The organism is Nitrospirillum viridazoti CBAmc (assembly GCF_000730165.1).
GTDB lineage: Bacteria > Pseudomonadota > Alphaproteobacteria > Azospirillales > Azospirillaceae > Nitrospirillum > Nitrospirillum viridazoti.
Genome location: NZ_CP022111.1, coordinates 106,744 through 123,330 on the forward strand (window position 1 = coordinate 106,744; position 16,587 = coordinate 123,330).

Sequence of the window (16,587 nt, forward strand, 5' to 3'; positions counted from 1 at the left end):
CACCACAGAAAAGGAAAAAGGGATCTGATCATGCTGGGACGTCGTACCGTGCTCGCCGGCGGTGCCGCCGCCGCGACCGTGCTCGCTTTCGGTGGCGCCCGCCGGGCCCTGGCCGCAGAGGCGCCCGCCATCCCCACGGTGCCGCTGGGCGGCGGGGTGGCCATGCCGGCCCTGGGCTTCGGCACCTATGGCTTGCGCGGCGATGTGTGCCGCCACAGCGTCGCGGACGCCATCGCCGCCGGCTACCGCCTGATCGACACCGCCAAGGTCTATGTCAACGAGGAAGAGGTCGGTGCCGGCATCCGGGACAGCGGCATCGACCGCAAGTCCCTGTTCGTCACCTCCAAGATCTGGGTGGACGACGCCGGCTATGAATCAGGCAAGCGCGCCTTCCAGACCACCCTGGACAAGCTGGGCCTGGACTATCTCGACCTCTACCTCATCCACCGGCCGCGCGGCGACCTCGCCGGCGCCTGGCGGGCCATGGAAGAACTGCACAAGGCGGGCCGGATCAGGGCGATCGGCGTCAGCAACTTCGACGACGCGCAACTGGCCGGCCTGATGGCCCATGCCACGGTCAAGCCCGCCGTCAACCAGGTGGAAACCCACCCCTTCTTTCAGGAGACGACTGCGTTGGGCTCCCTGGCCGCCGCCGGCATCGTCATGGAGGCCTGGGCCCCCTTCGCCGAGGGCCGCAACGGCCTGTTCACCAACCCCACCCTGCAGGCCATCGGCCGCGCGCACGGGAAGACCGCCGCCCAGGTGGTGCTGCGCTGGCACCACCAGCGCGGGGTGATCGCCATCCCCCGGTCCTCCAACCCGGCCCATCGGCGCGAGAACCTGGCCATCTTTGACTTCCAGCTGGACGCCGACGAGATGGGCCAGATCGCGAAGCTGGATTTGAGCCGCTCGCAGTTCCCGGAATGGACGTGAGGGGGCGCGGGGCCTGGACGGTTTCAAATGACGAGGCCTCGGAGATCCGAGGAGGGCCTCAAAATTTCGGTCGCGGCTGATTATGATAACGCAAGTATCGTCACCTTAAGGATGATCAATATTTGATCGATCCTCGATGCGTGAAGGCCAACTCTAAAAAGCTACAATATGGCCAATTACTTCTTTAAAGAGATTAACGTATTTGTTTTCCCATAGCTACGGTGGTTCAGGCCATCCATATGGGATCGTTGTGGAAGATGAATTCCTCAAGAGCAGCCGCCAGCCTATCAATGGCGGTCGGGTGGAAGGTTCTTGTGGGCGGCCAGGGGCGGATCAAGACACTTCGCGGCCAGATTTGAATGAGTGGCCAGTCTGGATTCCAGGTAAGGATGCGCTCCATTCCTGGGTCAAGGACGGCAGAAAAGTAGATGATAAGCTTCCCGATCCCCCAGGTAACTGTTTGTATATTTTTAGGACGTAAATTATTAAAAGATGGTTCTGGTGGAGTAGGTGAAGAAATTAAGCCAGCTGCATGTCTTTGAAAACCTAAGGACCATTTTTCTTCGCCGGTGTGGATGCCAATTCCAATTTTTACTCCTTTAGGAATTTTGCCTGAAATTCGAAAAGAGTCCCTGGTAATTTGGTTAAATATTGGATCGGGAGCGTAATGTCTGTATACGTCATTCTCGGCAACAAGTACTTTCATAAAAATCCATTGGGCAATCGTTGTCTGTGCAATTTCGGTTAAGTCCGCTTTCTCTCCTTTAATGAGAGGAATTAAATACGGCTTAACGTCTTTTTCTCTCCTGCTCATCCACGTATTATTGCAATTAGTGCAAACAACTTTAACTCTCTTGGTTTGTGCGCCACCTTGCTTGTCAAATTTACTGATGACCGGATTTGAGTTCCTAGGTTTTGTTCCACGTAATTCGACATGCTCACTTAGCAAAGGAATAAGCCCAGTGCGAGCTAACCAAGTTGACCAGAGATGTTCGTCGCTCATTTTATTGCCCGACGTTCCGCCTCCTTGGCAAAAGATACATTTTTGCGGTGGCCTAACGTCCTTCCGCCGAGGTTTCTCGGGCATGCTTAACCTCGTGAATAAGTTTCCAAATAAATATTTAGCAAATTGGAATTGTCTTAAGTAAGAAACGGCATCAGCTTTAAGTTAGGTGCCGTGAGGTGAGTTTAATTATTGCTTTTCCCGCGCATATTTCCCGAATGTAATCGGCTTAGATGATATTCCTGGGCCGTGAATCGCACCAAAACCAAAAGATTAGTGTGTCTCCGGCGATTCTATTCAAGCCGAAACACACTAATCATACTATACTTCCCGCATCACCTCCGCGGGTGATGCGGGAGACCCATCATCGCCTCAGCTGCACCCCGTCGTGCTGCCGCAGGTGTCGCACTTCAGGCAGGTGCCGTTGCGCACCAGGGTCATGTTCTGGCATTCGGGGCAGGGGTCGCCTTCGTAGCCCTTGGCGCGGGCTTCCTTGACGCGTTCCCAGCGGGCGTCGCCGCCGCCGGAGACGGCGCCGCCGTAGCTGGTGCCGGTCACCACCTTTTCCGCACGGCTCAGGGCCGAGAAGGCCTGGGCCGCGCCGTGGGTGCCGGTGGCCACGTGGGTCTCGACGCTGGCAGTGGCGGTCGCGGTGGCCGTCTGGAAGGCGGCGACGGCGCGGCCGGCCTGGCCGCCGGGCAGAACCCGCAGGTTGGGCAGGTTGTTGCGCACATAGCCGGTGGAGGTGATGCGGGCCACCGCGTTCAGCGTCTCCTCCGCCACCTCGGCCGCGTGCGGGGGCAGGTCGCTCTGCTTCACGCCGCCGCCCATGGTGTCGGGCAGGATGTCGTCCGGCGTGGCGTGGGCGAGATCCGTGCGCGACAGATAGCTGATGGCCAGCTCCCGGAACACATAGTCCAGGATGGACGTCGCCATCTTGATGGCGTCGTTGCCCTGCACCATGCCGGCGGGCTCGAAGCGGGTGAAGGTGAAGGCCTCCACATACTCCTCCAGCGGCACACCGTACTGCAGGCCCAGGCTGATGGCGATGGCGAAGTTGTTCATCAGCGAGCGGAAGGCGGCACCCTCCTTGTGCATGTCGATGAAGATTTCGCCCAGCTTGCCGTCCTCATACTCGCCAGTGCGCAGGTAGACCTTGTGGCCGCCCACTGTGGCCTTCTGGGTGTAGCCCTTGCGGCGGTGGGGCAGGCGCTCGCGCTGGGCGCGCACCACCTTCTCGATCACCTTTTCCACGATGCGCTCGGTCACCACCTCGACGCGGACGGCGGCCGGGGCCTCCAGCACCTTTTCCAGCGTGGTCTCGGCGATGGCCTCATCCTCGTCATCCTCCTCCAGCACCTGGGCGTTCAGCGGCTGGGACAGCTTGCTGCCGTCGCGGTAGAGCGCGTTGGCCTTCAGGCCCAGGCTCCACGACAGCATGTAGGCGTCCTTGCACGCCTCCACCGTGGCGTGGTTGGGCATGTTGATGGTCTTGGATATCGCGCCGGAGATGAAGGGTTGTGAGGCCGCCATCATGCGGATGTGGCTTTCCGCCGACAGATAGCGCGTGCCGATCTTCCCGCACGGGCTGGCGCAGTCGAACACCGGCAGATGCTCGGCCTTCAGGCCCGGCGCGCCCTCCAGGGTCATGGCGCCGCAGCAGTAGACGTTGGCGGCCTCAATCTCGGCTTTGCTGAAGCCCAGGTGGGACAAGAGGTCGAAGCCGAATTCCTCCAGCTTGTGCGCCGGCACGTCCAGCGCCCCGGTCAGGAAGTCGGCGCCCAGCGTCCACTTGTTGAAGGCGAACTTGATGTCGAAGGCGTTGGCCAGGCCCGCTTCCAGCTTCTCCAGCTGTTCCGCGCCGAAGCCCTTGGCCGCCAGCGTCTCGTGGTTCACGCCCGGCGCGCCCTTCAGCGTGCCGTGGCCCACGGCATAGCGCTCGATGCGGGCCACGTCCGTCGCGGAATAGCCCAGGCGCGACAGCGCCTCCGGCACCACGCGGTTGATGATCTTGAAGTAGCCGCCACCGGCCAGCTTCTTGAACTTCACCAGGGCGAAGTCCGGCTCGATGCCGGTGGTGTCGCAGTCCATGACCAGGCCGATGGTGCCGGTGGGGGCGACCACGGTGGCCTGGGCGTTGCGGTAGCCGTGCTTCTGGCCCAGCTCCAACGCCTCATCCCAGGCGCGGCGGGCGGCCACGATCAGCCGCTGGTCGGGGCAATCCTCGGCATCCAGCGGCACCGGGGTGACCGACAGGCCCTCGTACCCTTCCCCGGCGCCATAGGCGGCGCGGCGATGGTTGCGGATGACGCGCAGCATGGCCGTGGCGTTGGGGGCATAGCCGGGGAAGGTGCCCAGCTCACCCGCCATCTCGGCGGAGGTGGCGTAGGCCACACCGGTCATGATGGCGCTGATGGCGCCGCAGATGGCCCGGCCCTCGGCGCTGTCATAGGGAACGCCCTCGGCCATCAGCAGGCCGCCGACGTTGGCGAAGCCCAGGCCCAGGGTGCGATACTCATACGACAGGCGCGCGATCTCCTTGGAGGGGAACTGCGCCATGAGGACCGAGATTTCCAGCGCCACCGTCCACAGCCGGCAGGCGTGGCGGAAGGCATCGGTGTCGAACGAGCCGTCGGCCCGGCGGAACTCCATCAGGTTCAGGGACGCCAGGTTGCAGGCCGTGTCGTCCAGGAACATGTATTCCGAGCAGGGGTTGGACGCGTTGATGCGACCGGACTCGGGGCAGGTGTGCCAGTCGTTGATGGTGGTGTCGTACTGCACGCCCGGGTCGGCCGATTGCCAGGCGGCGTGGCCGATCTTGTCCCACAGGTCGCGGGCCTTCAGCGTCTTGGCCACCTTGCCGTCGGTGCGGCGGATCAGGTTCCAGTCGGCATCTTCCTTCACCGCGCGGATGAAGGCGTCGGGCACGCGGACGGAGTTGTTGGAGTTCTGGCCGGAAACGGTCAGGTAGGCGCTGGAATCCCAGTCCGTGTCATAGGTCTGGAACTCCATCTCCGTATAGCCCTGGCCGGCGAACTGGATGACCCGCTGGATGTAGTTTTCCGGGATCATGACCTTGCGGGCGTCGATGATGGCCCGCTTCAGCGCCTTGTTCTTCGTCGGGTCCAGGCGATCGGCGTCGGGGCCCATGCCTTCCGTCGCCGCCGCCATGATGGCGTTCAGATGCTTGTTGGCCAGCTTGGATCCCGCCACCAGGGCGCAGACCTTCTGCTCCTCCACCACCTTCCAGTCGATGTAGGCCTCGATGTCCGGGTGGTCCAGGTCCACCGTCACCATCTTGGCGGCGCGGCGGGTGGTGCCGCCCGACTTGATGGCCCCGGCGGCGCGGTCGCCGATCTTCAGGAAGCTCATCAGGCCGGAGGACTTGCCGCCGCCGGCCAGCCGCTCGCCGTCGCCGCGCAGGCGGGAGAAGTTGGAACCGGTGCCGGAGCCGTACTTGAACAGGCGGGCCTCACGCACCCACAGGTCCATGATGCCGCCCTCGTTCACCAGGTCGTCTGCGACAGACTGGATGAAGCAGGCGTGGGGCTGCGGGTGCTCATAGGCCGACTTGCTGGCCACCAGCTCGCCGGTCTTGAAGTCGACGTAGTGATGGCCCTGGGCGGGGCCGTCGATGCCATAGGCCCAGTGCAGGCCGGTGTTGAACCACTGCGGGCTGTTGGGGGCCGCCATCTGGCGGGCCAGCATGTGGCGCATCTCGTCGAAATAGGCGCTGGCGTCGGCCTCGCTGTCGAAATAGCCGCCCTTCCAGCCCCAATAGGCCCAGGTGCCGGCCAGGCGGTCGAAGACCTGGCGGGCGGAGGTCTCGCCACCCACCCGCTCCTTGGCGGGCACATCGGCCAGCGCGTCCTCGTCGGCCACCTGGCGCCACAGGAAGGAGGGGACGTCGTTCTCCTCCACCTTCTTCAGGCGCGCGGGCACGCCCGCGCGGCGGAAATACTTCTGGGCCAGGATGTCACAGGCCACCTGGCTCCAATCCGCCGGCACCTGGATGTCCTTGGCCTGGAAAACCACCGAGCCGTCGGGGTTGCGGATCTCGCTGGTCGCCGTGCGGAAGGCGATCCCCTCGTAAGCGTCCCGACCGTCGACCGTGAACCGTCTCTCGATGCGCATGGTGCCCCGACCCCCGAATGAAATGCCGCGATGGTGGGGTGGGTGTCGCGGGGGCGCCGATTCCGGAGATCGTTGTCCGGACCTGGGGTCCTGGAAACAGGCAAAACCACCCCAAAACCTGGGCTGGTCCCCGGTGCTCTACGCCGCGACAGCACCCCTAGATGCTGTATGTCGGGGAAGCGTATGCCACCATGTTTCGACCATCAACGACATTTTGTGGTCTCTAAAGGGGAGGTGCATACCGGTTGTGGTTGACTCTTCGTACAGGGGGCGATTCTTCAACGAAACCGAGCCTTTCATGGTTTTGGCTCACCCTGGTTCGCAAGCTGAAGAATGCGTCCGGCCGCCCGCTTCCCGGGTGGTGCGCCCGGCGGGGCGGGAACACCCGGGGCGCCCCCGCGCTTTTGGGTTTCCAACCCCCCCTGGAAGATGGCAGGGTGCCTCTCCGGCACCGCAGGTGGTGCGGCGTCTTGGCCCCTTGTCTTTGAGAATCCCCGTCCCGAATGCCCCCTGAGCGCAGCCCAGACCAGCGCCCCGACCGACCGACTTATCATCACCCGGTGGTCATCGATCCGGCGGCGCGCCCCCCGGCGGGGGAAAAAGCGGAAGGAAGCGCGGTGGATGACAAGGCGGTGGGCGGCGATGCGGCCAAGCCCAACTGGATAAAGCGCCTGACCACCCTGGTCACCGCCCTGGTGCTGGTGGGCCTGGTGGTGCTGGCCATCCGCCATGTCGCGCGCGATTTCCACCCGGCGGAGGTCTGGGCCTATGTCCGGCTGCTGCCCTGGGCGCGGGTGGCGCAGGCGGCGGGCTTGGTCGCCTCCGCCTACCTGGTGATGACGCTCTACGACGTCTCCGCCCTGAAATACCTGGGCATCAAGCTGCCCTACCGCACCGTGGGCTTCGGCAGCTTCGCCGGCTACGCCATCTCCAACAACGTGGGTTTCGCCGTCATCAGCGGCGGGTCCGTGCGCTATCGCGTCTATTCGGTGGCCGGCCTGTCGGCGGCGGACATTGCCAAGATCGTCGTCTTCTCCACCACCACCTTCACCCTGGGCATCACCTTCACCGGTGCCCTGGGCGTGGCCATCGGGCCGGAGGTGGGGGCGGGCTTGCTGAACCTGCCGGCCTGGCTGCTGCAGGGCATCGCCGGCCTGGTGCTGGTGGGCCTGGGCGCCATGACGGTGGCGGCGGCGGTGACGCACAAGCCCGTGCGCCTGTGGCGCTGGTCCTTCGCCCTGCCGTCGTCGGGCGTGATGCTGTCGCAGATCGTCATCGCCTCGCTGGAGATCCTGCTGTCGGCGGCGGCCCTGTGGACCCTGCTGCCGCCGGAGACGGGCGTGGGCTTCATGGAGTTCACCGCCCTGTTCTGCGCCGGCCTGGCCATCGCCATCGTCAGCCACGTGCCGGGCGGACTGGGCGTGTTCGAGACCATCCTGCTGCTGGGCCTGCGCGACCACGGTCCCGCCGGCGGCGCCATCGGCGCCCTGCTGGCCTATCGATTCCTGTATTATGTGCTGCCCCTGGTCCTGGCTGGCATCCTGCTGCTGACCTGGGAAATCCGCGCCGACCACGGCCCCGTCGCCGCCTGGCGCCGCTGGCGGGCGCGCAAGGCCGGCCGATCCCAATAGACGTCACGCGGGGGAGCTACCCGCTGGCTGCGGCCCCTCAGCGTATGGACGCGGGGGGCCGAAACTGCCATAGTCCGGCCGGTCCGTTTCGGGGGGCCCGCTGCCAGGCGCTTGGCCCTGTTCACACTTTTCTGGTTTTGGCCCATGACCCAACGCATCTCCATCCTGACCTGGCTGTCCCAACTGTCGATCCGCCTGCTGATTTCCCGGCGGGGTGAGCTGGTGGGCACCGACCGGTTCGGCAACCGTTACTTCCGGGAAAAGAAGGCGCGTCCGGGCATGAAGGTGCGCCGCTGGGTGCTGTTCGCGGGTGAGCCCGAGGCGTCGGCCGTCCCGGCCGAGTGGCACGGCTGGCTGCACTACTCCATGGAACAGCCCCTGCCGGAGAACAGTGCCTATCACAAGCCGTGGGTGAAGCCGCACGAGGCCAACCAGACCGGCACTGTGGACGCGTACCGTCCGCCCGGTCACACCTACGAAGGTGGCCACCGCGCCGCCGCCACCGGCGATTACGAGCCCTGGACCCCCGCGTAAGGGGGCGCCGGCCTGCAGGATGCGCGGCGCATCGCCGACGGTGACGCCGCCCCGACATCGTGACAGGTTGGATGACAGGGCTGGGGACCGGGCAGTGGCACCGGTGTCCCCCCGACAGGCGTCGGCCAAGGCCCCTCCCGGGGCCTTGCGTCTTTCCGGACCTGTCCTATTTCTAGGGTTTTCCAGAGGAAGCGAATGCGCAGCAATGTGATCGAGACCGTGCTGGGGGCCGTCGTCCTGGTGGTGGCGGCGTTCTTCCTCTATTTCGCCTACACCACGGCGAACGTGCGGGCCGTGTCGGGCTATGCCCTGCAGGCCCGCTTCGCCAGCACCGGCGGCTTGACGGCCGGCAGCGACGTGCGCATCAGCGGCGTGAAGGTGGGATCGGTCACCAAGGCCTACCTGGATCCCAAGACCTACCAGGCCGTCATCGAGATGCAGATCGACAGCCAGGTGAAGCTGCCCGAGGACACCAGCGCCGGCATCGCGTCGGAAAGCCTGCTGGGCGGCAAGTTCCTGAACCTGCAGCCCGGTGGCGAGGAAGAGATGCTGAAGCCCGGCGGCCGCATCCAGTACACCCAGTCGGCGGTGAACCTGGAGGATCTGCTTGGCCGCTTCATCTTCAGCGCTGGCGGCAGCAACGCCAACAAGGGCGGCGACGGCCAGGGTCAGCAGAACCAGGGCCAGCCCGCACAGCCGGCCCCGCAGGGGCAGCAGCCCGCCCAGACCCAGCAACCCAAGGCCGACCCGTCCAAGGGGCTGCTGAACGGCGGCGGCAAATGAGCCAGCGCCGCCTGCTGATGGCGGCGGCCTCGTGCCTGGTGCTGGCCGCCGCGGCCGGCGCCTGGGCCCAGAACGTGCCCCAGAACGCGCCTACTGGTAACGCCCCCACCATTCCCGGCACGCCGCCGGCCCCGCCCGCCGCGACTCCGGATCAGAAAAAGTCCGGCGACCAGGCCCCGGAGGAGCAGCCGCCCCCCAGCCAGCCCGTGACCGGGCCCGGTGCCGCCGGCCAGCCGCCGCAGCAGGCCCCGGCGGAGGGCGCCGCCGCAGCCCCGGCCGAGGGCGCGGCCTCGCCTGTGACGCCGCTGCCCCCCCTGCCGCCGCAGCCGGCCGTGGCGCGCACCTTCGAGGATATGAAGATCGCCGTGCTGGGCGGCCTGGACAAGGTGACGGGCCGCGTCTCCACTGTGGAGATCGCGGTGGGCCAGACCGGCCGCTTCGGGCAGCTGACGGTGGCCGCCCGGGCCTGCCGCAAGACCACGCCCATCGAGGAACCGGAATCGGCCGCCTTCCTGGATATCGTGGAAGCCAAGCCGGACGATCCGGCGGCCAAGGTCTTCACCGGCTGGATGTTCGCCTCCAGCCCGGCCCTGTCGGCGATGGAAGACCCCGTCTATGACGTCTGGGTGGTGGACTGCAAGAACCCGGCGACCAAGGCGCCCTCGTCCAAACTTCCGTCTGGCAAGCCGCAGTGAAACCGCGCCGGCCGGGGCAGGGCCCGGGCCAGCCGGGCCTGATACTCCGCGCGGGGGATTTCCACCGCGCCGAACTGCGACAGGTGGGTGGTGACGAACTGCGTGTCCAGCAGGCTGTAGCCGCCGGCGCGCAGGCGGGCCACCAGGTGGACCAGGGCCACCTTGCTGGCGTCCGTCTCGCGCGAGAACATGCTCTCCCCGAAGAAAGCCCCGCCGATCGACACGCCGTAGAGGCCGCCCACCAGTTGGCCTTCCCGCCGGCATTCCACGGAATGGGCATGGCCTTGGCGGTGCAGGGCGACGTAGGCCTCCAGGATCTGGGCGTTGATCCAGGTATCCGGCCGGTCGGTGGTGGATTCGCCGCAGGCCCGCATCACCCCTTCGAAGTCGGTGTCGACGCTGACCTGGAAGCGCCCCTGGCGCACGGTGCGCAGTAGGCGGCGCGGCGCGTGGAAGCCGTCCAGGGGCAGGATCCCCCGCTCCGGCGGGTCGAACCAGAAGATTTCGTCGTCATCGGCGGACTCCGCCATGGGAAAGACACCCATGGCGTAGGCGCGCAGCAGCAGTTCCGGTGTCAGGCGCATCACGGGGTCTCACCTGGCATTGGATTGGCCGGCACCCGTGCTGGCGCGAACACCACCCGCTGGTAGACGTAGCCGATGCCCATGAGGCACAGGCCCAACCCCAGGAAGGACAGGATGCGCAAGAGGCCGGTCAGGTCCGCCATGTCGGACAGGAAGACCTTCAGCACCGTCACCAGCAGCACGGCCAGCGAGGCGTAGCGCAGATCCGCCCGGCGCGTGCGCACCCCCAGCGCCAGCAGGACCAGGGCGAAGGCCAGCCAGGCGGCGGAATAGCTGTACCACTCCGCGTCCGTGCGCTCGCCGCCATGGGCCCACAGGGTCAAGGTGCTGCCGTGGAAGGCCTGGCGCACCTCCAGCGACACCCAGGTGAACGCCAGGACCAGCACCAGGATGACCAGAGCGCGGCGCACCAGTCCCGCCTCCCGCCGCCAAGCCGCCAGACCGAACATCAGAGCGGGCAGGGCGTAGACCAGCAGCAGCAGGTTGAACACCGGCCAGGGCCCCACCGGCTCCACCGCCCACAGGGGGTTCAGCACGCCCAGCTGCACCAGCACCACCTGGGCCGCCGCCACCCGTACCAGGATGCGGGCGCCCCAATGGGCGACGGGGTGGGTGACGGGCCCGGCGGTGTTGCCGACGCGCCCGGTCAGCACCAGGGCCACCGCCAGGAACAGCACGCTGCGGAGGCTGGTGGGCAACAGGGCGAAGGGATCGCTGGCCAGGCTACCGGTCTGCATGACCTGGATTTCCAGACAGGCGAACAGCAGGCCCAGCACCAGGGCCGCCGCCGCCAGCCCCTGTGCCGGCCGGTCGTCCCGCCGCTGTCGCAACAGCCAGGTGCCGGCCGTACAGGCCACCGCCGGCACGCCATAGCCCCACAGCAGCCAGTTGAGGGGGGAGGTGCCGTTCAGCGGATAGTCCAGCAGCCAGGGGTTCAGGGTCAGGCGCGCCACCACCACGACCGCCACGGCCACCGCCCCGCGCCGCAAGGCATTGGCCAGTGGGGAGGCAGTCGTGCGGTTTTCGATCAGTGCCGCCGCCGGTACCAGCAGCGACAACGCCGCCGTCAGCCAGGAGGTGCGCAGCAGGGCGGCCAGCGCCAGCCCGGCCAGGGCCAAGGCCGCCAGGACGAAGGCGCCCGGCACAGGCTGTGGGCGGTCTGGCCGCCCCGCCCAAGCGGCGGCCCAGGCCATGCCGCCGGCCAGCGCCACGGCCCCGCCCGCCCAGGCGAGGTCGGGCAGGGCGCCGGTATGGTCGAAGGTCCAGCCGGCCCAGGCCAGCCCCACCAGGGGCAGGGCGGCACCCCAAGCCCAGGCCCGGGGCAGGCGGTGCGTGCCGGTCAGGGCCCGCAGCCCTGCCGCCGCGAAGCCCAGGCCGAAGGCGGCGGCCACGCCCAGCTGAACGGGATAGGACAGGCCGGCGGTGCGCACGGTATAGCCCTGGGCCAATGCCAGCGTGGCCAGCAGGGCGGCGATGGGCGCCAGCGCCTCCGTCACCTCCGGCCTGTGGGACGGCGCGCGCGCAGCGGCGACGGCCAGCAGGGCCAGGGCCGCCAGCCCGGCCACGCCAGCGGCGTCATAGTCCGTGGCCACCAGCAACAACCAATCCAGCACCATGGGCAGGCCGCCTAGGGCGGCGACGATCCAGGCGTCGGTGACAATCGGCCGCTCCCGCCGCAGGTCCAGCAGGCCGAAGCCCAGCCCGGCGGCGGACAAGGCCACCAGGAACAGGACGATGGGCGTGGCTTCCACGGTATGCGCGGCGGCGGTGACCACCCATAACGCCGCCCCGGCCAGCACGGGCAGGCCCAGCCAGGCGGCCGGCAGGCGCCAGCTTACGGCCAGGGTGGCGGTATTCAGCAGGGCCAGATAGCCGAACAGGGCCCAGGCGGAGGGGTGGTCGCTGGGCACCAGGGCGGGCACGGCCAGGCCGCCGCCCAGGCCCAGCAGGGCGATGAAGGCGCCGGGGGACAGCCCGTCCCCCCCGCCGTGGCGCAGAGCCAGCAGAAAAGCCACGGCCGACAGGGCGCCCAGGCCGGCGAAGGTGGCGCCGGGGCCGATCAGCCCGTGCAGGGCGTGCGCGGCATAGACGCAGGCGAAGGCGATGGCAAGGCCCGCCGCCGTCAGGGCCGCGGGGATGGAGGCGGCGGGCAGGGGCGCCTTGGTCGTGGTCGTGTCCCCGGCGCGGCCGCGCATCACGTCACCGGCGGTAACGAGGGCCGCGCCGAACAGGCCGCCCAGGGTCAGACGCACGGCGGGGCCCAGCAGGCCCTGGTCCACGGCATATTTGGCCAGGAACACGCCGGCCAGCGCCACGGCCAGCGCACCCAGCCACACCAGCCAGCGCGTGCCCAGCGCCTGTTCCAGCGACGGGGCGGCGGGCCGGTAAGCAGGCTGGGAAGCGGCTTTGGGAATGGGCGCCGGCGACGGTGGGGCGACTGGGCCGGGCGGCGGGCCGGAGGCTGGGAGGGCGGGCGGCGGCGCCACCGCGGGCCGGGCGGGTGGGGCACCCCCCTCCAGGTGGCTCAAACGGTGGGCCAACGCCTCCAGCCGGGCGTTCAGCTCTGCCAGACGGCGTTCCGACTTTTCACTGCGGATCAGGGCCCACAGGGCCACCATCAGGGCGATGAAGACAAGAAAGGCCATGCCGGTCCCGGTGTCGCGCTCAGTGACAGGAAGGGTAGTGCATTTCCCCGGTCCGTGCAGGCCCGGAAAAAGCGACGGGCCCGGGACCGACCGTCACGGTCGCTCCCGGGCCCGCGCTCAAGCGATGCCGAAGGATGGAAATCAGCCGGCGGGCTGGTTCTTCATCCATTCCTCCAGCCAGCGGATGTCATAGTCGCCGTTGATGAAGTCCGGCTGAGCGATGATGCGCTGGTGCAGGGGCAGGGTAGTGTCGATGCCGCCGATGACGAATTCCTCGATGGCGCGGCGCAGGCGCATCAGGCACTCGTTACGGCTGTTTCCGTGGACGATCAGCTTGGCGATCATGCTGTCGTAGTGCGGCGGCACGCGATAGCCGTCGTACAGGGCGCTGTCGACGCGCACGCCCAGGCCGCCCGGGGCGTGGTAGCCGTCGATCCTGCCCGGGCTGGGGGCGAAGGTCACCGGGTTCTCGGCGTTCACGCGGCATTCGATGGAATGGCCGTTGAACTTGATGTCGTCCTGGCCATAGCCCAGCGGCGCGCCAGTGGCCACACGGATCTGCTCGCGCACCAGGTCGACGCCGGTGACCATCTCGCTGATGGTGTGTTCGATCTGCAGGCGGGTGTTCATCTCGATGAAGTAGAACTGCCCGTTCTCGTACAGGAACTCCATCGTGCCGACGCCGCGGTAACCGAAGGCCGCCGCCGTCTTGGCCGCCAAGTTGCCGATGAAGGCACGCTCTTCCGCGTTCAGCGCCGGCGACGGCGCCTCTTCCACCACCTTCTGGTGGCGGCGCTGGATGGAGCAGTCACGCTCGCCGAAATGCACCACGGTGCCGTGGTGGTCGCCCAACAGCTGGATTTCGATGTGGCGCGGCTTGGCCAGGTACTTTTCCATGTAGACTTGGTCGTTGCCGAAGGCGGCGCGCGCCTCGCCCCGGGCCAACTGATAAGCCTCCCGCAGCTCGGACTCGGCCCAGGCCACCTTCATGCCCTTGCCGCCGCCGCCGGCCGCCGCCTTGATCAGGACGGGGTAGCCGATGCGGGCGGCGTTGACCAGGGCGGCCTCCACCGTCTCCACTGGGCCGTCCGAACCGGGGACGACCGGCAGGCCCAGCTCCAGCACCGTGCGCTTGGCCGTGACCTTGTCGCCCATGATGCGGATGTGTTCCGGCGACGGGCCGATCCAGGCGAAGCCGTGTTCCTCCACCATCTGCGCGAACTGCGCGTTCTCGGACATGAAGCCGATACCCGGGTGGATGGCGTCCGCCCCGGTGATGGCCGCCGCCGACAGGATGGCCGGAATGTTCAGGTAGCTTTCCTTGGCCGAGGGCGGGCCGATGCACACGCTCTCGTCCGCCAGGCGGACGTGCATGGCGTCGGCGTCGGCGGTGGAATGCACCGCCACGGTTTTGATGCCCATCTCGCGGCAGGCGCGGTGGATGCGAAGCGCGATCTCGCCGCGATTGGCGATCAGGACCTTTTCGAACAGGCCGCCCATGGTCAAACCCTCACTCGATGATCAGCAGGACTTCGCCGTATTCGACCGGCTGGGCGTCGCCAACCTGGATCTGGGTCACGGTGCCGGCCTTGGTCGCCTTGATCGGGTTCATGACCTTCATGGCCTCAATGATCAGCAGGGTCTGGCCCACCTTCACCGCGTCACCGACCTTCACGAAGGTGCCGGCGCCCGGCTCGGGCGCCAGGTAGGCGGTGCCGACCATGGGGGACTTCACAGCACCCGGGTGCTGGGCCGGCGGCACGGCGGCCACCGGAGCGGTGGCGGGGGCGGCGGCCACCGGGGCGGCGGCCACGGCGACCGGGGCCATGGCGGCCGGCGCGGCGCGGGACAAGCGGATGCGCTTTTCGCCTTCCGCGTATTCGATCTCGGTGAGACCGGTCTCGCCGAGAAGCTCGGCCAACTTGCGGACGAATTCGCTGTCGAGTTCGAAGGTCGCCATTGTCATGATCCTGGGTACTGGGCTGCGGTTAAGCCGCCGATGGGTCGATCGATTTGTTGGGGTAGGCCGGTTGCCCGTAGGTGCTGCGCCGGTGACGGCGTTACGGTTACCCTGTCACGGGTCACGCGGGGGGTGGGCTGTCGATCAGGCGGGCCGCCGCCTGCAGCGCCAGCAGGTAACCCTGCGAGCCGAAGCCGCAGATGACGCCCTTCGCGACCGGCGACACGTAGGAATGGTGCCGGAACGGCTCGCGCCGGAAGATGTTGCTCAAATGCACCTCGACCACCGGCAGGCCCACGGCGCTTAGCGCGTCGTGGATGGCGATGGATGTATGTGTGTACGCGCCGGCGTTCAGAATGATGGCGTCGTGTTCGCCACGGGACTCCTGAATCCAGCTGACCAGTTCGCCCTCATGGTTGGATTGGCGGAAATCAACCTCCAGGCCCAGGCGCGCGGCCATCTCCTGGCAAGCGTTCTCGATATCCTCCAGCGTCTCCGCGCCATAGATGTGCGGCTCGCGAATCCCCAGCATGTTGAGGTTCGGACCGTTCAGGATCAGGACGGAGGGCGCGATGGCCAAGGATATATCGCCTTTGCGTACGTACGTCTCAAAAACCGAACGTGCGGAGGGTATGCGTGCCCCGCGCGGCGTTCGTCGAAGGCCGCTTTATAACACGGGCAGCAGCGGGGGCAAGAATCCACACGCATGGCCGCCAGGGGGCGCCCATGCGTTCCGGCATCGGAAACCCGCCTGACGCCTGCTGGCGTGGCCACACCGGGATCAGCTCTTGGCGCTGCGGGCCTTGGCGAACAGATCCTTGAAGGCGTCGGCGCCGATGGCGCCCGGCACCAGGGTGTTGCCGATGACGAAGCCCGGCGTGCCGTGGATGTTCAGCGCGTCGGCCAGCGCCAGGTTGGCGTCGATCTCCTTCTGCACCGCCGGGGACTCCATGTCCTTGGCCAGCCGGTCGGTGTCGGCGCCGGCGTCTTTGGCGATGGACAGGATGCGGTCCTTGTCCAGCTTGCCGGTGGCGGCCATCAGCGCCGCGTGCACGGTGTCGTATTTGCCCTGCATGTTGGCGGCCAGGGCGGCCTTGGCGGCGATGACCGACGCCGGGCCCAGGATGGGGAATTCCTTGTAGACGATGCGGACCTTGCCATCCTTCTTGATGGCGGCGTCCATCTCCGGCTGGGTGTGCTTGCAGTAGCCGCACTGGTAGTCGAAGAACTCCACCATCGTCACGTCGCCCTTCAGGTTGCCGCCCGCGGGGGAGGTCTTGGAGGCGAACAGCTCATCCTTGTGCTTCACCAGCGCGTCGGCGGCGGCCTTGGCCTCCTCCGCCTCGCTCTTGTCCTGCAGGGCCTGCACCGCCTCGGCGATCACCTCGGGATGGGCCAGAAGATAGTCGTGGACGATCTGTTCCACCTGCGCCTTGTCGTAGGGGCCCTTGTCGGCCACCGGCTTGTCGCTCATTGCTTTGTCGGCGGCGAAGACGGGGCTGACGACCGCCAGGCCGGCGAGCGCCACGGTGGCGTAGAGGGTGGCGGCGATGGTACGCGACATCGAGACGAACTCCGGTTTGCGGCCCGAACCTTCGGGGAACGGCGAAGGCCGGCAGCATGGACCAGCCGGCGGCGGGGCGCAATGCCGCAAGCCTTGGCGGGACCTGGGTGCGGCGTCGTGC

Annotated in this window: 13 protein-coding genes; 5 read left to right on the forward strand and 8 right to left on the reverse strand. The window is 67.2% G+C overall.

Annotated features, from left to right (window positions below; all coding sequences use genetic code 11):
• Positions 1-30 precede the first annotated feature (30 nt).
• Positions 31-933: an aldo/keto reductase gene (locus Y958_RS13990; protein WP_088872717.1), complete on the forward strand. Its 903-nt coding sequence runs from the start codon at positions 31-33 to the stop codon at positions 931-933.
• 226 nt (positions 934-1,159) lie between these two features.
• Here Y958_RS13990 and Y958_RS31435 read toward each other — a convergent pair whose 3' ends face one another.
• Both Y958_RS31435 and Y958_RS13995 read right to left on the reverse strand, forming a co-directional pair.
• Positions 1,160-1,936, reverse strand: a complete 777-nt coding sequence (locus tag Y958_RS31435) for a hypothetical protein (protein ID WP_145727884.1) — start codon at positions 1,934-1,936, stop codon at positions 1,160-1,162.
• Between the two features lie 372 nt (positions 1,937-2,308).
• Entirely contained in the window at positions 2,309-6,070 is a 3,762-nt protein-coding gene (locus Y958_RS13995) for a vitamin B12-dependent ribonucleotide reductase (protein WP_088872718.1), read from the reverse strand.
• A 617-nt stretch (positions 6,071-6,687) separates the two neighbouring features.
• Here Y958_RS13995 and Y958_RS14000 point away from each other — a divergent pair.
• The 4 genes from Y958_RS14000 to Y958_RS32375 all read left to right on the forward strand — a co-directional run bounded on the left by Y958_RS14000 (position 6,688) and on the right by Y958_RS32375 (position 9,713).
• Positions 6,688-7,701 (forward strand): putative bifunctional lysylphosphatidylglycerol flippase/synthetase, encoded by a 1,014-nt coding sequence (locus Y958_RS14000; protein WP_088872719.1) that lies wholly within the window; start codon positions 6,688-6,690, stop codon positions 7,699-7,701.
• A gap of 144 nt (positions 7,702-7,845) precedes the next feature.
• The gene (locus Y958_RS14005; protein WP_004272057.1) at positions 7,846-8,235 is read left to right on the forward strand and encodes an NADH:ubiquinone oxidoreductase subunit NDUFA12; all 390 of its coding nucleotides are present in this window, start codon (positions 7,846-7,848) and stop codon (positions 8,233-8,235) included.
• Positions 8,236-8,430: 195 nt separating this feature from the next.
• Positions 8,431-9,018 (forward strand): outer membrane lipid asymmetry maintenance protein MlaD, encoded by a 588-nt coding sequence (mlaD, locus tag Y958_RS14010; protein WP_088872720.1) that lies wholly within the window; start codon positions 8,431-8,433, stop codon positions 9,016-9,018.
• Positions 9,015-9,713, forward strand: coding sequence for a DUF2155 domain-containing protein (locus Y958_RS32375; protein WP_244909513.1), 699 nt, complete (start codon positions 9,015-9,017; stop codon positions 9,711-9,713). The genes mlaD and Y958_RS32375 overlap by 4 nt, the downstream gene beginning before the upstream one ends.
• Here Y958_RS32375 and aat read toward each other — a convergent pair.
• The 6 genes from aat to Y958_RS14045 all read right to left on the reverse strand — a co-directional run bounded on the left by aat (position 9,632) and on the right by Y958_RS14045 (position 16,466).
• A complete protein-coding gene (gene aat / locus Y958_RS14020; protein ID WP_088872721.1) occupies positions 9,632-10,297 on the reverse strand; it encodes a leucyl/phenylalanyl-tRNA--protein transferase in 666 nt (221 codons plus the stop codon). The two genes, Y958_RS32375 and aat, sit on opposite strands and share 82 nt — an antisense overlap.
• Positions 10,297-12,942, reverse strand: coding sequence for a DUF2339 domain-containing protein (locus Y958_RS14025; protein ID WP_088872722.1), 2,646 nt, complete (start codon positions 12,940-12,942; stop codon positions 10,297-10,299). Before Y958_RS14025 ends, aat begins: the two co-directional genes overlap by 1 nt.
• A gap of 141 nt (positions 12,943-13,083) precedes the next feature.
• Positions 13,084-14,433, reverse strand: coding sequence for an acetyl-CoA carboxylase biotin carboxylase subunit (gene accC / locus Y958_RS14030; protein WP_040848005.1), 1,350 nt, complete (start codon positions 14,431-14,433; stop codon positions 13,084-13,086).
• Between the two features lie 19 nt (positions 14,434-14,452).
• Complete coding sequence (gene accB / locus Y958_RS14035) at positions 14,453-14,902, reverse strand: acetyl-CoA carboxylase biotin carboxyl carrier protein (protein WP_088872723.1); 450 nt, start codon at positions 14,900-14,902, stop codon at positions 14,453-14,455.
• A 121-nt stretch (positions 14,903-15,023) separates the two neighbouring features.
• Positions 15,024-15,482 carry a type II 3-dehydroquinate dehydratase gene (aroQ, locus tag Y958_RS14040; protein WP_088872724.1) on the reverse strand — a complete coding sequence of 153 codons (459 nt, stop codon included), beginning with the start codon at positions 15,480-15,482 and terminating at the stop codon, positions 15,024-15,026.
• A gap of 201 nt (positions 15,483-15,683) precedes the next feature.
• A complete protein-coding gene (locus Y958_RS14045; RefSeq protein WP_040846529.1) occupies positions 15,684-16,466 on the reverse strand; it encodes a DsbA family protein in 783 nt (260 codons plus the stop codon).
• Positions 16,467-16,587 lie beyond the last annotated feature (121 nt).

Coding starts and splice junctions, on each gene's coding strand:
- Y958_RS13990 (WP_088872717.1), top strand. CDS start 31: ATGCTGGGACGTCGTACCGTGCTCGCCGGCGGTGCCGCCGCCGCGACC.
- Y958_RS31435 (WP_145727884.1), bottom strand. CDS start 1,936: ATGAGCGACGAACATCTCTGGTCAACTTGGTTAGCTCGCACTGGGCTT.
- Y958_RS13995 (WP_088872718.1), bottom strand. CDS start 6,070: ATGCGCATCGAGAGACGGTTCACGGTCGACGGTCGGGACGCTTACGAG.
- Y958_RS14005 (WP_004272057.1), top strand. CDS start 7,846: ATGACCCAACGCATCTCCATCCTGACCTGGCTGTCCCAACTGTCGATC.
- mlaD (WP_088872720.1), top strand. CDS start 8,431: ATGCGCAGCAATGTGATCGAGACCGTGCTGGGGGCCGTCGTCCTGGTG.
- Y958_RS32375 (WP_244909513.1), top strand. CDS start 9,015: ATGAGCCAGCGCCGCCTGCTGATGGCGGCGGCCTCGTGCCTGGTGCTG.
- aat (WP_088872721.1), bottom strand. CDS start 10,297: ATGCGCCTGACACCGGAACTGCTGCTGCGCGCCTACGCCATGGGTGTC.
- Y958_RS14025 (WP_088872722.1), bottom strand. CDS start 12,942: ATGGCCTTTCTTGTCTTCATCGCCCTGATGGTGGCCCTGTGGGCCCTG.
- accB (WP_088872723.1), bottom strand. CDS start 14,902: ATGGCGACCTTCGAACTCGACAGCGAATTCGTCCGCAAGTTGGCCGAG.
- Y958_RS14045 (WP_040846529.1), bottom strand. CDS start 16,466: ATGTCGCGTACCATCGCCGCCACCCTCTACGCCACCGTGGCGCTCGCC.